Consider the following 16057-nt stretch of genomic DNA (forward strand, 5'->3'; position numbering starts at 1 on the left):
AAACCCTCTTTTCCTGCATTATTATATGGAATTTTTTCTATATATAATAGATAAAAAAGTCGCTATCCTGTTAAGAATAGCGACTACAATTATTAATCATTTACTTTTTTGGATTTTCTTAGTAAGAAAAGTCCTAGTGTACTAGCGAATAATCCGGTAATGATTAGATTAGCTAGGGAATTATCTCCTGTTGAAGGAAGACTTTGTGCTTTTTTCACTGTGGCTTGTTTTGAAGGGTTTGCTGATGGTTTTGTTGGTTTAGAAGGTTTAATTGGTTTAGTAGGGTCGACAACGAGTGGTGATTTATTTTTCTCATATACAAAGGTTACTTTTTGATCTGCTTCTTTGTATATGCCGACTTTATTCGTAGGGTCTTTCGTTAGTTTATAACCCGCGATAGATTTCGCTTTAGTTACATATTTCTCCCCGACTAAACCTGCATGAATCTCTTGTTCTGCTAATACATTTCCTTTTGTATCAACAAATTCAGCTATTACCTTGCCGCTTACAACTGTTTTAATATTTGTTTTAGTTACTTGAAGCACTTGATTTTGATTAAAACTGATTTTCACATCGACTGGAACGGTATCTAATTCATAACCTTTTGGTGCTTTCGTTTCAATTAATTGATAATCACCAGGGGCTAGATTAGTTATTTCCAGTTTACCAGAAGCATCTGTTGTTAGATTTTCTGTGACGTTATTATCTGCGTCTACTAATTTAAACGTTGCATCTGCAAGAGGGGCTTTTGTTTGCCCATCAGTCTTAGTTAACACAACAGATCCAGTAGACATTTTATTTGTTTTAGTCACTTGAACTGCATCTTTTTGGTTAAATTCAATGGTGAATTCAACTGGTGTTGCATCAAGCTCATAACCTGTTGGAGCTTTCGTTTCTACTAATTGGTAGTCGCCTGGTGCTAAGTTATCAATTTGCAGTTGACCGTTTGCTTCTGTCACTACTTTATCTTTCAAACTGACACCAAGTTTTGTTTGTAATTCGAACTCTGCACCAGCTAAATTACTTCTTGATTTACTATCTAGCTTAGTTAAGACCACACTACCAGTTTTCGCAACATTTTCTTTTGTTACTTTGACTGCAGTCGATTGGTTAAATTCGATGGTAAAAGTAACCGGTGTGGCATCTAATTCGTAGCCTGTTGGTGCTTTGGTTTCAATGAACTTGTAATCGCCTGGTGCTAAATCAGCTACTTCTATCTCACCACTTGCATTCGTTGTTAAATTATCTTTTACTTTAGTTCCAGTGGCAGTTTGTAGTTCAAATTCCGCATCAGATAACGCAGCTTTTGTTGCACTATCTTGTTTTGTTAGAACTACGCTGCCAGATTTTGCTGTGTTTTCTTTTGTTACGACAGCTGCTTTGTCTTGGTTAAATTCAATCGTGAATTCGCTTGGCGTTGCATCTAATACATAGCCAGCCGCAGCTTTCGTTTCTACAAATTGGTAGTCTCCTGGTGCTAAATCGTTTGCTTCGATTTTACCGTCTGCGTCTGTTACTAAGTTTTCGGATACTTTTGTTCCGTCTGCTTTTTGTAAATCGAATTCCGCTCCGGCTATCGTAGCTTTCGTTACACTATCTTCTTTCGTTAGAACCACACTACCAGTTTTCGCTGTGTTTTCTTTTGTAACAATTACAGCGGCTTCTTGGTTAAATTCAATCGTGAATTCGCTTGGCGTTGCATCTAATACATAGCCAGTTGGCGCTTTTGTTTCTACAAATTGGTAATCGCCTGGCGCTAAGTCAGTTACTTCGATTTTACCATCTGCATTAGACACTAAGTTTTCAGCGACTTTTGTACCGTCTGCATTTTGTAATTCGAATTCTGCTCCTGCGATAGCGTCTTTCGTTACACTATCTTCTTTTAAAAGAACCGCGCTACCAGTTTGCTCTGTGTTTTCAATTGTAACGTTTGTAACTGCATCGGCCGTAACCGTGATTTCTTTACCGTCTTTATATTCATCACTAATTGTGTAACCTGTTGGCGCTTCTGTCTCAACTAGTTTATATTTCCCAGATTGAAGGCCATCCATCACGATTTTACCATCTGTATCAGTGGTAGCCTCTTGTCCCGCTTTATCACCTTCAAGCGTATAAAGTTGGAATTTAGCTCCTGCTAGTTTTTTCGTATTATCCTTTTTATCCACTTTGGTAATTTCAAGTGAACCAATTGTTGCCGTCCCGCTACCACTACCAATAGTGAAGGCTGGCGATATGCTTGTTGTTCTTGATTTATATGTCATTGGTAAACTACCGTAGTCAGGAGAAGCAGTTGTCGCTGTGTTACTAACAAGCCCAGACATCAAGCTGATTGTACTATAGGTTACTTTAATTGGTGCAGTTGCTTTATAGTCTTTGAACTGGATAGTGAAATTATTGTCTGTGTAAGTGATGTCATAATATTTTGAGTCAATATCTTCACCCGTCGTTTCATTGATTACTTTAAAGCTACTTTTTACTACTTGCGCTCCTGTTGTTCCTGTTTTCATTGTATCTGTAATTGTTGGATTGTTAATAGGACGATCTGCAGAGATATTGTTCAGTGTAACAACCCAGTTAACTTTATTATCAAAAGATGGATCAATAGTAGCCGTTTTTGTCATCGCATTATAAAGTTTGCTTGCGTATGCTTGGTAACTGTAAGATTTTTCGCCTACTCCATTATCGCTCACCTTCGCAGTGTTTTGTACGTAGGAGTAGAAATACCAGTTTTCGTTTGGTTTGGTACTGTATTTAATAAATACGCGTGAATTCTCCAAGTTAGCGAATTCTAAATGTAGTTTATTCCCAGTAGTATCGACTTTTGTTGGGTAGTTTTTATCACCTGTTTTAGCTACTGTTCCAACAGAGTTAAGCGGGATGTATAAATTCATCATCTCACTTGTGGAAGCTACATTACGATATTGTAGTGAGCCTTCTACGTATGTTAATCCAGTTGGAATAGCATCATCAAAAATTAAGTTGTCATAGTTTTTCGCCATAGCATTTACAGATACAATCCAATCGATATTCCCCGTAGTAGAGTTGTACGATCCGTATTTACCACCATTTGTCATCATAGCTGGGTCTGGTGTCATGGAAGCTTTTACATCATCAACATACTTGATAATTCCGCCATCGTAATAAGAAATGGATGCTTTATTATCAATCGTTTTTGTTACATCAGAAAGGTCAATTTCTGTGACGAAATCAACTACAATTTTTTTGTCTGTTGTAGCATAATCGCCGATAAGTTGGATATAAAAACCAGCTGGTGTCACATCTTTATCAATCGTATAATCTTTGCCTTCTGTTAATAAGACGCTATTGATATTATCTGTATAGGCACGAACAGTGTAGCTCTTAAGGGCTTTTACACCAGTAGAAAATTCATCTGTGATATTAAGATTCCCCATCTTAATTCTGTCAGAGTTGGCAGTGATTTTCCATGTCATCGTGTTATTAAAATAGTCAATTGTTCCAGCTTCTTTTTTCAGTAAATCTGGTTGAATCGCGATCGTTGCGTCAGCGGAAACACCATTTTCATCTGTAATTTCATTTTTAATTTTACGATCACTAAAGTCCGTGATTTTCGTGGAATAAGTGATTTCATATGCGTTTGTGTTTGTGTTTTTATACGTTAAATTAAAATTCCCATTTGCCGAGATTGCTGAAGTTGTCCAATCACTTGAAGCGTCACCTCCAACGATTGGCGATCCATTCGTTGCGTTAAAAGTTACTCGTTTAATTTTAAGTGAATCTGCTACATATTCGACATCATTATCCGCTAAAACATCGGTAAGCACTGTTGAAGGAGATATTTCGTCTTGATCAAAGTTAAAGTTAATTTTCCAATCAATACTTTGTGTTGAGCCGTTGTAAGTAGCTTTTTTCTCGATATGCTTATAATTTGTCATTGTCAGGTAAACATAAGCGGAGTTGCTTGATAATGTTCCTGAATCGCCTACTGTATAAGCTTGTGTAGACATATAAGAAAGTGAATCACTTGGTTTATTGATTGTGCGGTCATATGTTACTTGGTAGCCTTTCCCAGCAAGCCCACCGTTTAACGTAACAGTTAGAGAAGTTGCGGAATAAGTTAGCGTATAATCTGTGCCTTCTACAAGTAATTTTTTCGTACCTATGAAGGTTCCCCCAGCACTAACATCACTCGAATATACTTTGATGGTATCTTTATCAATAGTTGTTGTTCCACCGGAAGCATAATCATTAAGTTTCAGCTCACCCTTAGCATCTTTTTCTTTTGTTAAGTTGAACTTGGCATCTACTTGACCTTTTGTCGGATTTACTACCCCTGGATTCGCCGTAATTCCTACAGTTGTTGGGTAGTTAACTACTGGTACAACTTCGATTTGATAAACAGTATCTTTCCCAGCTGTCTTGAAAACAACTTCCTGTATCGTTTCTTCTGTTGAGGTAAACACTTTGAAGGCTGTACTGATATTCACATCATAATCGCCTTCTTGAATGCCATCTTTTAAGAAAGTAATCGTAAGTTCACGCGTTGTAACGTCAAGCGTCCATTCTGCTTCTGTAGATGGTAAGAAGTTACCACTTAAATTTTTGTTCCCAAAGTTGAAAGCATCTGGTAAAACAGTTGTAAACGTATCTCCCGCTTTATAATTTTTCCCAGAAAACGCAAAGTTCATGTTAAGCACAACACCGCTACCATTTTGAATTCGGTCTGAAGTGTTGATTTCATCGCCATTACCATCTTTTAGCGTTACTTTGTTAAAAATATTGTCTGTAATAGCAGCTTTTAGATTTGCATTTTGTGTTGCTTTTTTAACCGGTGTTGGTGTTGTTGCTTCTTTTGTTGTTTCTTCTTGCACTTTTGCTGAAACCGAAGTAATCACTTCTTCTTTTTCTGCTAAAGTTACACTATATTCTTTTTCATCTAGTGTGTAACCTTTTGGCGCAACTTTTTCTTTAACAAGATAGTCACCAGGTGAAAGTGAATCCATAGTCGCTTCACCATTCGCGCTGATTGTTAAATCGTTTGTTTCGCCCGTTTCTTTATTCTTTATCTCAAAGGTAGAACCATTGATTTTTTCTTTTGTATCTTTATCTTCTTTGGTGATTTTTAATGTTGTTTTTGCCGTTTCATCGTCTGTCATTGTAGCTAGTACAGGTGAAACGTTTTGGAATACTAGTAATCCGATAACCATTGCAATAACTAGCTTCTTCCAGTGTCTGATATTTTTCACTTTGTTTTGTCCTCCTATAATCTATTTCTAACTGTTGTTAAATCCCTAAAAGATTTGTTGAGTTTTGACAAATAAATGCACCCAATAATTACTTTTTGCGAAATCCAAAGTAATATGTGTCTTTTTAATAAGCAAAATGAATTGGAAACACTTTAAACACCTTTTAAAATACTTTTAATATCATCTTTTCTTTGCAAGTACAAAAGCACTTGAAAGTAAGAGCATTCCAAGAATAAACCATAAATTAGTTTTCTTAGAATCTCCCGTTTGTGGCAGTTTTTCCGATTTTTTCACATTTCCAGCTCTTTCATTAGAAGAAACTGATAAAGCGCTAGTTTTTTCATACACATAAGTTACTTTTTGTGAGCTATTCAAAAATTTCCCCGATGCATTTTTAGGTGTTTGATACAATTTATATCCCGAGATTTTTTTGGCCGAAGTTCGATAACTTGAATTTAATTTTCCTGTTAAAACAATCGAATCAGCTAATTTTTCACCATTCTTATCGACATAATCGACAATGATGTTTCCGGCTGTCACTTTTTGATAAACAAAAGTAACTGTCTGTGCTTTTTCGTTAAATGTTCCACTTACATTCGCGGGTGTTTTTACAAGGGTGTAGTTAGTAATTTTTTTCTGTTTTGCAGTGAATTTTTCTCCGTAAGCTCCTGTTAATGTTTCTGGGCTGGCAATTTGTTTATGGTTTTGATCAACATATTGCACCGTAACTGGCGCAACACTATCATCTAAAGCCACTCCTACTTGGGCCGGCTCAATTACTTGAGAATTATTTACAGCCACAGCAAATGAATTCCATGCTGCTCGGTCTTCTTTTTTTGTTTGCTGATTTAAAAATCCCTTATCTATTTGGTTTTTCTTTGGTGTTTTTAAATCAAATTGAATTTTCATGGATTTCCCAGGAATCCACTCAATACCTTCTTTTAATTCCATTTTAAAAGAGTAAATTTTGGACCAATCTTGTACTTCTGATGCGGTTAACCAATCTGCTTCCGTTGCTTCTGCGTTATCAACTAGAGGCTCTGAACCAGTTGGATAAATCGTGTGCTTATCAAGAACGCCCGCACGTTTAGGGTTTTTGGCAGTACTATATTTTACGTCAACCTTATCTTTCCATTCATTTGGAATTGCCACTGCTTTCGTTAGCTCCAAGTTGAATTTACTACCACGTTCGCTGTTATCTGTAATTCCTAAATCATTTTCACTTGGTAAAACATCCATTAAAACCATATTAGCTATTTTTTCATCTGAATCATTTTCCAGTGACAATTGATATGAAACAATGGAATTTGTTGTGGCATTTGCCAATCCGCTGTATTCTTTATCGCGATTACCCTTAGCTTTTTTACTAATTTTCAAATGATTACTCGTATTTAAAATGTAATGGTTTCCCGATGTGATTCTAGACTCTTCCGAATTCCCATTTTGATTAATGTCATCTGAGTCAATTTCCATTTTTGTATCAGAAATGGTTGGAGTTCCAGTCACTTCCGGCACATTAAAATCTGTCTCCTGCAAGAAACCAAACATCTCAACAGTCATATTACTAGGTGTGTCTTTTGCAACACTCACATTAATTTTTGCCGTTAATTTTTCTGCTGGTAAAAGCGTCTTTTTATCCCATTTGACTTTTAGTAATTGACGCCCTGCGTTTTGGTAATTCTCGTTCAACACTGTTACATTAAAGTCATTTTGCTCCGTTTTTTTCATTTTGACCCCTGAAGGTAACAAAACCACTGCTTCAAAAGGACCTTTTAATCGTGAAATAGAAGCTTTATTGCTTTCTAAATTAACAGAAATAGAATTATCACCTATGTTGATTAAATTCCCATCGGTATCATCAAACGCAACTGATCCTTGTACAAATTTATTTTTACCAGTAGGTTGCGGAATTATTTGCGCTGTTCGGTCTCCTGCATAATTTTTCCAAGCTTCCGGCCAAGGATTTGTATCGTCATAATAATGGATATAGCCTTGACTATCCGCTCCGTACATGTTGATTTGTGTACTATTTCTAACCTCACCTACATAACCTTCTTTGACTGTTGTAAAGAAAGATAGATTAGCAGCATACATTCCAGCTGGAGCATACGTGAAATGAAGCCATACTTTACTCACGTGCTTATCATCTGGAATCCCAAGATCTTTTCTCGAATACATTTTGCTCAGTTCTACATCTTCTTTTAGTGTCGTCCAGTCGCTATCACCATCATATTTCACGAGTAAATTATACTTAGGTGATTTCTTTAGTTGCGCCCAACCAGGGTAATTAACATTTGGTTTAAAGTAAAAATCGCCGCTCTGGAAGTAATCCAAATTTAAATTATCATCTATATTGTAGTAAGCATCATAATAAAGGAAGTCGTACGAAGGTGAATCATTCATCGCCGAATTTAACATCAAACTAAAGCCTAATTTAGCAGTATCATATGCTTTTATATCAGGATTTCCGGTCACAGTAGCGATTCCCCAATTCGCATCCACCGGGCCTCTGTGTGCTGGAGCATAAACACTTCCAATAGTTGGCGGGATTGTCGCTGGGTCACTTGCTGAAACTGAAACAGATGCTTTGGATGTATCTACAATGCTATCAGCCAAAGTAACAAAGTTCGTTGTTGCAACAGCTTTATTTTCCACCGTTGCAAAATTTGGTATAGTAGTTTGGAAGAACGTTCTAATTTGGAAAGTCTTGTTAAGTAAACTGTTTGCTTTTTCTTGTTCCAAATATGTAGGTGCTGCAATTTCCCAAGTTAGTTTTTGTCCTTCGACCTTCGTTGGTTCTGGTGTATCTCCTGCTACACCTAAGTAATCTAGCTTATCTGCCAATATATACTCAATAACAATCTTCTTACCTTCTTCCATAAAAAGGCTTCCTGTAGACTTTTTCGGAATATTTAGGTTGAAAGACCAAATCCCGATATCACCTTGACTCGGATTATTATTGATGCTATTTTCTACCCTAGTAAAATCATTTGATAAAGCTGTTGTGGCTGTTGCGTTGACAGTTGTTTCAGCCTGTTCGGTTACTTTTCCAAGTAAATTATCTGCACTTAATTCACCTGTTACTACTAATTTCGTTCCATTTGGTGTGTAGCCATTTTTCGTAGTCAGCTTAAGAATCACTTTATCAACAACACCACTGTTCAGTGTTTGATATGTGTAAACGAGCTGACGAGTTGTTTTGTTATAACTTGGCGTTTCTCCCGCAATCTTAAGTTCATTTAATGATTGATTAAATTCCCCGTTTTTTGGTAAATTGATTACTAATTTAGCATTTTGGTATGTTGTGTTTGGTCCAGTAATTTTTAAATAAATGTTATAGTTTACCGTCTGACCAGATTCAATCACATCTTTTTGAGAATTAATACTAAAGTCCCCTGAATAATTCCCAGTTGGAAATGATTTTGTGTTTATTGCTTCATTGACTGTGGTCTCTTTTAAAGGCTCTGAAGTAGTTTCATTTGAAGTCGTTTCCTGCGTAACCTTTTCTTTCGTAGTTATTTCTTCTACGTCCGTTCCATCCCTTTCTTGACTATTTGCCCAAACTGAAAATGGAAGAAATGAAACTATCAGCAAAGTACAAATTAATATAGATACTAATTTTTTCAAATGACTCACATTCGCCCCTCCTTTGTTTACTCAAGATTAATTATTTCATAGGAGGAAGCAGCTAAATGTTCTCAAGGTACAAAAAATAGGACAGTTTGTTACGAAAATGTGAACTATTTTACGTTTATAGCCGCAAAAATGTCATTATTAACAAAAAACAACCAAAATTGTTGAAGAATTCAACGATTTTGGTTGTTTTATTTATCTTATTCGAATCGATTCGCTTTCAACTAATCTAGCACCCTTTACTTCCTCACCAGATTTTAGTATCTCTGCAATTCGCTTTTTATCAATTTTAGGTTCTTGTAGTAAAAAGAACGATTTTAGCAAAGCTTCTTCCACTATTTCCACACTTGGTGGATTCTTTTGTATTTGAATTGTAAAAAGTGTACTGTTTATTTTTCTAATTTCCATTCGTTCCATCTCTGTTTGTAAATAGTTTTTTAAATTTTGAACATTATTTTCTAGTGCTTGTTTTCGTTTTAAAAGTCGTTTCGCTTCTATTCCCGCCATTTCAGCATCAGCAGCTAAAGACTTAATAAGTTTAACAATATTCTCTGATTTATCATGAAAACTATCAGTAAGCGCATCTAACGTATCTTTCACAGCATCAGTATTATTTTCTTCCAAAAATTCTTGTACTTTTAAATAATTATCGGTTAGTTCATATAGTTTCATCGTTCGCACCCTTTCCAAAAAAGGAAAAAGCGCCAAATGTTATTATATTTTGGTGCTTTCTCATTTTGTTACTAATTTTCCTTGAATAACCATCCGTCCTTTTTCATAATCTTTTTCTGTATCGCAAGTTGAAAGTGTTATAATTCGGTCCTTTCCACTAACTTTTACATTTAATTTATACATAGATTGTTGTTTCACTTTTTGTAAATAATCCTCAAAATCAGTTGTTTCCGGAAATTCTGTTTCAATGTAATAAAAATCAGTCGTCGTTTCATACACAGCAAAGATTTCCACTTCATAATTCGCCAAGCCCGATTCATAGGAAAACGTTGGATGAGCCGCCAAAAAATCTTTGTCCAAGTATTTACGTAAATCCGCAAACATGGATCCGTCTTTCATATTATGCCCATAAATGATCGTATTTTTATCCAAAAACTCATTCGTATTCCGATAATCTTTAAAAATACTGCCCGCTCGTGCTTTTTCATTTTTATAATTGTGATGTAAATAGTAATCATTATCCGTACTTTGCAAAATTGGATAATCTATTTCCGTATCTGCAATCGTCAGCCACCCAACCATATCTTTATTTAATTTTTGCAAATCTCTAAGCTCATCACGTACTTCACCATTCACATTTGTAGTAGCAACATCTTTTGTGTAAACAGCTTTCGCATCATCTAGGATTGTCTGGTTATGCTTATTTTCATACAGTTCCATTCCAATTTTCCATCCAGAAAAAAGAAAAACCACTAACACAACCAAGGTCAAACTTTTCCCCAAAAACGATTTTATTTTCACTCTTTAAAACTCCTTTCGCTTTTGAGGAACAATGTATTTCCCAGTGTTCGCATCGTTTAAAACCTTCGCAACTACACCATAAGTTTCAGCAATCAGCTCCGTTGTTAGTAATTCTCCTGGTACTCCTTTTGCAACCACTTTCCCATTTTTCATCACAATCAAATGGTCACTATACATCAACGCTTGGTTTAAGTCATGCAAAATCATTACAATAGTCAAATTTTTTTCTTGATTTAACCGTTTTACTAACTCTAAAATTTCTAGTTGAAAATACATGTCCAGAAATGTCGTCGGCTCGTCCAACAGCAAAATAGGTGTATCTTGAACCAATGCTGTTGCTATAAAAACACGCTGCCGCTCTCCTCCAGAAAGACTATCAACAAATTTCTCCGCTTTTTCAGTTAGCTCCGTTTGCATCAAAGCCTGCTCAACAGCCAGATCATCCGCCTTCGTCCGAGTCATTCGCCAATTTTTATAAGGTAGACGACCAAAGTAAAGCAATTCCTTCACCGTTAGTTCATTCGGAAGAACGTTATTTTGATGAACAATCGCTACATTTTGCGCAAATTCTTTTGCTTTCCATTCAAAAATCGATTTCCCTTCTAGTAAAACATCACCAGAATCAGGCGAAAGGAGTCTAGCCAAAATTTCTAACAAAGTAGATTTCCCACTACCATTTGGCCCAACAATCGTATTGATTTTATTTTTCTGGATAGTAAAGGAGACATTTTTTAAAATCGCATCCGTTCCATTATAACTAAAATTAACGTCCCTTACTTCCATAAAAATCACCCTTTCGCATTAAAAAGATTAAGAACGGACCACCAATAATAAGCATAATCACAGACGCAGGGATTTCCATTTGTTGAAATAACGTTCTGCCTAGCGTATCCGCGAAAAGTAGCAATAAAGCCCCAAATAATATTGAAAACGGCACAAGTATTTGATAATTTCCGCCAACTAGTTTTCTGGCAATATGTGGTACAAGTAAACCAACAAACGCAATAACACCAACTACCGCCGTGGTAATTGACGCAAGGAGTACAGCAATCAATGCCAGCCAAATACGTGTCTTATTAACCGGCACACCAAAGCCTCTAGCCATCTTATTCTCAAGCCCCAACACATTGCACCATTTAGCAAGTAAAAGCGCGCAAATCAGTCCAATCGTTACATATATCAATAAAGTTTCCACGTCGGACCATTTTTTCATTGCCAAACTTGCAGCACTACTGGCCGACTGACTAGAAACAAGCGCCACTTGCGAAGATAACGCATCACTCAGCCCTGTAAAAACCGCATTAATCGCAATCCCAATAATAATAAAACGAAGCGGATTAAAATCAGAACGATAACTAAACAAAAAGACTAGAAAAAAAGCCAGTGCTCCCCCAATAAAAGAAAAAAGTGGCAACCAAAAATATAATTCCGGTAAAAATAAAATAATCACAAAACTAAAAAATTTCGCACCCGCAGAAATCCCAATCACCCCAGCATCAGCAAGCGGATTCCGCATCACAGCTTGAAGTAACAACCCTGAAACCGATAGCGCCGCACCAGCTATCAGGGCAATAATAATCCGCGGAAATCGCAAATCAATCACGACATTCACCATCTCATTTCCGCCACTAAAAACCCCACTCAAAAAAGCTGGAATCGACATCGACAAACTTCCCGCCTGAACTGCCCACAAAATAGTCCCAATCAATAAAATAATTACAGCCCCAAAAGAACTTTTTTGCTTAATTGTCATAAAGCATCTTTTCCATTTCCTGTAGTGCTTCTGGTGCATTCAAACTCGCTGTCATACCAAATAAATTTTCATCCAAATCATACACCCGATTATTTTTCACCGCATCAAAATGTTTCCAAATATCATTTGTTTTAAATTCCTCGTCAAACATTTTAACCACTTCAGCAGGCATACCATGAGCCGCCCGCAAAATAATATCAGGATTGGCACTTTGTAAGTATTCTGTATTAGAAGCTAAATATTCTACTTTTTGGTCCTTAATGACATTTTCTCCACCAGCAAGTTTGACCAAATCACCAATATACGCATGTTCCGTTACAACTAAGTAGCTGCCCGGAACCCCCATCAGAATAAGAACAGTTGGCTTTTTCTTTTTCGCCACGCTCGACTTCACCTTATCAATCTCATTCGTTAAATCACCATTTAATTTAGCTGCTTCCTCTTTACGATCAAATTCTGCTCCAAGTTTTTTAATTTCTGTTTGCATCGAGGCAATACTCGTAAAGTCTAGAAAGTCCGCTTTTAAATCGGCCCCTTCAAACCCAGCCTTTAAGTCCGCTTCTAGCGTTTTCGTTGAAAGGACCATGTCTGGCTTCAACATCCGAATAATTTCCAAATCAGGCCCCATAGGCGACCCAGTTTCCTTTACATCTGCATAACGCTCCGGAAGTTTTTTAGAACTAGTCGGAATTCCAACGAGTGGCAAATCAAGTTTATCCATAATTTCCGTAATCGCTACCGTAGTCGCCACAATTTTTGGCTCCTTCTCCGATTTTTGTTCAGGCTTTTGAGCCGCCTCTTCCTTTCCACAGCCAACTAAAAAAAGTAATAACATCAAAGATATGACAGCCATTTTCCTCATCACTAATTCCCCCATTTATAAAATAAAATCGGTAAAGCGAGTTAAGCAAAGGAAACCCCCAACCTAACTCGCTTTTACTAGTTTTATTAACTCAATCTTTTACGTTTTAATCGATAAGCTAAATAAAGGAAGGAAGCTCCAAATAACGTAACGTACCATGCCATACTTGATGAATCATTCGTTTTCGCATTTTTTTCTGTGCTACTTGCCGTTTTTTGAACAGAATTTGTGTCATCAAAATCGGGTTTTGCCAATTTTGGCCCAGCATTATTGTTATTCGCTACATTGCCAGTATTTAAAATATCCTTTTTCACCGGTTCTTTTAACGTTACATCTTCCCCGGTAATATCTTTAATTGTTGCTGCATTAAGTTTTACTTGAACCGTATACTCATGGTCGTAAGAGAAGCCTGGCATATCTTCAATTAATACATGCGTTTTTACATCTGTATTAGCCGTGCCATCTTTTACAGGATACTTGACGGTTCTCGTATTTTTGTTGATATCTCCGGAAACAACTTCCATATCTTTCCAAACACCATTTGCTTTATACTGGAAAGTTTTAATCCAGCTTCTGTTTGTTAAAGTTAAATAAACATAAGGTTGGTTATTTTCTACTTTGATTAAAGCCGGTTTCATCACATAGCTTTCCATCATAGAAGTTTCCGTTGTTCCGTCTTTAAATACATCAAAATCAATGGAGTACGTATGGTTATTCAGTAAATTTTTAGGATCAACTACTGCCGGTTTACTTGGTGTTGTTGGCGGCGTAGTCACTGGTGGATTCGTTGTACCTGGATCAGGTTTTGTTACTGGTGGTTTTGTTTCGCCTGGATCTACTACAGGAGGCGTCTCATCACTACCAGGGTACGAACTAGCCGCAGTTGCTTTCGTTGTATCAAACACATAACGGAAGTCTGCTTGTCCTTTGTATACAGAACCATTGAACGGCGCTTCATAATTAACATGAGCCGCAAGTGGTTGATTTAAATCCTCCACTTCAAATTCCACAATACGCGTGTTTGCATCTTTATCTTCAGAAACTACTTTAACATCTTGCAAAGCTCCAGCAAGATTTGTTTTTAAAGCTGTTACTGTTTTATTATCATTTACTGTCATTGCAACAGTTTTCTTCCCATTTTTCACTTTCAGCCAAGCAGGATTATTAAAATAATTTTGCATGCTTGAGTTGCTATCATCATTTGCTTTTTTCGCTACAAAAGGAATCGTGTAAATTCCGTCCGAAAGAGTCACAGGTGTTGTAATAGCCGGTTCTGAAATAACTTTGAAAGTACTTGGATCAATGGTTAAATCCACTTGATACCAGTGATCATAACTAATTGCATCTACTTTAATATGCATATAAGAGAAAATAACATCATCTAAAGAACTAAGCTTGAATTTCTCTACACGCGTATCTTTCGCTGCGTCTGTGCTCACTGTTTGAACATCTTCATAACGATCTTGATAAACATCCGCTTGTGCTGGCTTTTCTGGACGAGCCCCATTTTTTGAAACCGCCATTGTTTGCCACCAAGTACTATTTGTAATTGTTAAGTACATATAAGGTTGACCATTTTCTACTTTAATCGTTGCTGTATGGTCAATATATTTATCTGCCTCTGAAGATTCTTTCGTTGTTTTCCCTGTATTATCTTTATAAAAATTCACTTGAACTTGGTATTCCCCGCCATCTTTCAGACGAGAATCAGCCGCATTAGCAAAACCAGGTATCAATTGAAAAATAAGTGTCAAAGCCAAGAAAGCTACTAAACCTTTTTTCCATAATTTCTTCATCATAATCCCCCTTTATTTAAAAATCGCACGTCTTTTAAGTAAAACTAACCCTGTCCCTGCTGCAACAAAAATAATTCCATATAAAAACATTTGGCTAGAATCACTAGACTTCGGATTTGCTACTTTATTACTTGAGTCACTTTTTGTTGCTGGGGTTGCTGTATCGTTATTATCAGAAGACTTTACCGCGCCAGCTAATGCTTTAGCAGAACCTTCATCAAAACGTAACTTGATTTGATACTCATGATGATAATTTAAATCGTCATCATCAATATCTACTTTGATTTTTGCATTAACAGGACTACTTAAAGTCGACACAGGAAACGACACTTTTCGAGTATCATTCGCTGTATTTTTCGAAGTCACACTAACCGCACTACCTTCGACCCATAAACCAGTAATCCACTTACTATGGTTCACTTGCAAACTAACAGTAGATTTACCTCCATTTACAGTTACCGTTGCAGGCTTATCAAAATAGTCATTCGCCATAGATACGGAATCACTATCCCCTTGTAGTACCGTATAATCAACCGAATAGGTGCCATCCTTAAGAGCAGCTTGTGCCGTTAATCCCGTAGAAAGAAACGAAAAACTGAATAAGGCAATAAAAGCAGCCAAAACTAAAACTTTCTTCATACTTAAATCTCCCTTCTTTAATAAAAACTACTATTTATAAAAAACCCCCACTAATAAAAGTGGAGTAAAAGTTTATGTAAAAGGATACGTTAATTATCATTTTAATTGATAATGATTATCATTGTCAACAACAGATTGCTTTTTCACAAATTAAAAACGCAAAAAAACCATGAATAGCAACAACCATCCATGGTTAATAATTATTTCCTTTTACTCTTCTATTTGAGAAAAGCGATCATATAGTAATTCCCCTTTTAAAGTTAACGTATATCTTTTTTCTGCAATATTATTATTTCTTGTTAAAAAGCCATTCTCTTCCAACCAATAAAGCGTTAGTAGTACTTCATTTTTTGTATAGTCCCGCAGATTTCCAAAATCAATCACTTCAAGTGACATATCATTAATCTTCGTATCTACACTTCCCGCAAAAAGAAGTACTTCTCGTAGTAATTTTTCATCTTCAAATTCCATCTTTAATCCTCCTTTAATTCTGAGTTAGTATCGTAATAACGTAAAAAGCCGTAGCAAAATGCCACGGCTTCTTACAGCGCAATCAAAAGGAGAAATTCACACAATCAAATAAAGGGGGTATTTGTTTGTGATTTATTTCACGGTTATAATATACCATATAAACGCTTATAATTCAATAGTTCACATACCTATTTTTATTTGTCTA

At 36.3% G+C, this 16057-nt stretch carries 10 protein-coding genes; all 10 read right to left on the bottom strand.

What is annotated here, in order from left to right; all coding sequences use genetic code 11:
- Positions 1-92: 92 nt before the first annotated feature.
- On the bottom strand, positions 93-5225 hold the full coding sequence (locus tag LMOATCC19117_RS11180) for a SpaA isopeptide-forming pilin-related protein (RefSeq protein WP_003742749.1): 5133 nt from the start codon (positions 5223-5225) through the stop codon (positions 93-95).
- 180 nt (positions 5226-5405) lie between these two features.
- The gene (locus LMOATCC19117_RS11185) at positions 5406-8861 is read right to left on the bottom strand and encodes a MucBP domain-containing protein (protein WP_003734380.1); all 3456 of its coding nucleotides are present in this window, start codon (positions 8859-8861) and stop codon (positions 5406-5408) included.
- A gap of 192 nt (positions 8862-9053) precedes the next feature.
- Positions 9054-9530 (bottom strand): siphovirus Gp157 family protein, encoded by a 477-nt coding sequence (locus tag LMOATCC19117_RS11190; RefSeq protein WP_003724598.1) that lies wholly within the window; start codon positions 9528-9530, stop codon positions 9054-9056.
- Positions 9531-9590: 60 nt separating this feature from the next.
- Positions 9591-10331 carry a class B sortase gene (gene srtB, locus LMOATCC19117_RS11195; RefSeq protein ID WP_003724599.1) on the bottom strand — a complete coding sequence of 247 codons (741 nt, stop codon included), beginning with the start codon at positions 10329-10331 and terminating at the stop codon, positions 9591-9593.
- A gap of 3 nt (positions 10332-10334) precedes the next feature.
- Positions 10335-11114 carry an ABC transporter ATP-binding protein gene (locus LMOATCC19117_RS11200; RefSeq protein ID WP_003734379.1) on the bottom strand — a complete coding sequence of 260 codons (780 nt, stop codon included), beginning with the start codon at positions 11112-11114 and terminating at the stop codon, positions 10335-10337.
- Positions 11095-12084 (bottom strand): FecCD family ABC transporter permease, encoded by a 990-nt coding sequence (locus tag LMOATCC19117_RS11205; RefSeq protein ID WP_003730874.1) that lies wholly within the window; start codon positions 12082-12084, stop codon positions 11095-11097. Before LMOATCC19117_RS11205 ends, LMOATCC19117_RS11200 begins: the two co-directional genes overlap by 20 nt.
- Entirely contained in the window at positions 12074-12946 is an 873-nt protein-coding gene (gene isdE / locus LMOATCC19117_RS11210) for a heme ABC transporter substrate-binding protein IsdE (protein ID WP_003727849.1), read from the bottom strand. Before isdE ends, LMOATCC19117_RS11205 begins: the two co-directional genes overlap by 11 nt.
- Before the next feature lie 86 nt (positions 12947-13032).
- A complete protein-coding gene (gene hbp2, locus LMOATCC19117_RS11215; protein ID WP_003734378.1) occupies positions 13033-14742 on the bottom strand; it encodes a hemin/hemoglobin-binding protein Hbp2 in 1710 nt (569 codons plus the stop codon).
- A 12-nt stretch (positions 14743-14754) separates the two neighbouring features.
- Entirely contained in the window at positions 14755-15381 is a 627-nt protein-coding gene (isdC, locus tag LMOATCC19117_RS11220) for a heme uptake protein IsdC (protein ID WP_003724604.1), read from the bottom strand.
- Between the two features lie 210 nt (positions 15382-15591).
- Positions 15592-15852: a DUF3116 family protein gene (locus LMOATCC19117_RS11225; protein WP_003724605.1), complete on the bottom strand. Its 261-nt coding sequence runs from the start codon at positions 15850-15852 to the stop codon at positions 15592-15594.
- Positions 15853-16057 lie beyond the last annotated feature (205 nt).

It is taken from the genome of Listeria monocytogenes ATCC 19117 (assembly GCF_000307025.1).
Taxonomy (GTDB): domain Bacteria; phylum Bacillota; class Bacilli; order Lactobacillales; family Listeriaceae; genus Listeria; species Listeria monocytogenes_B.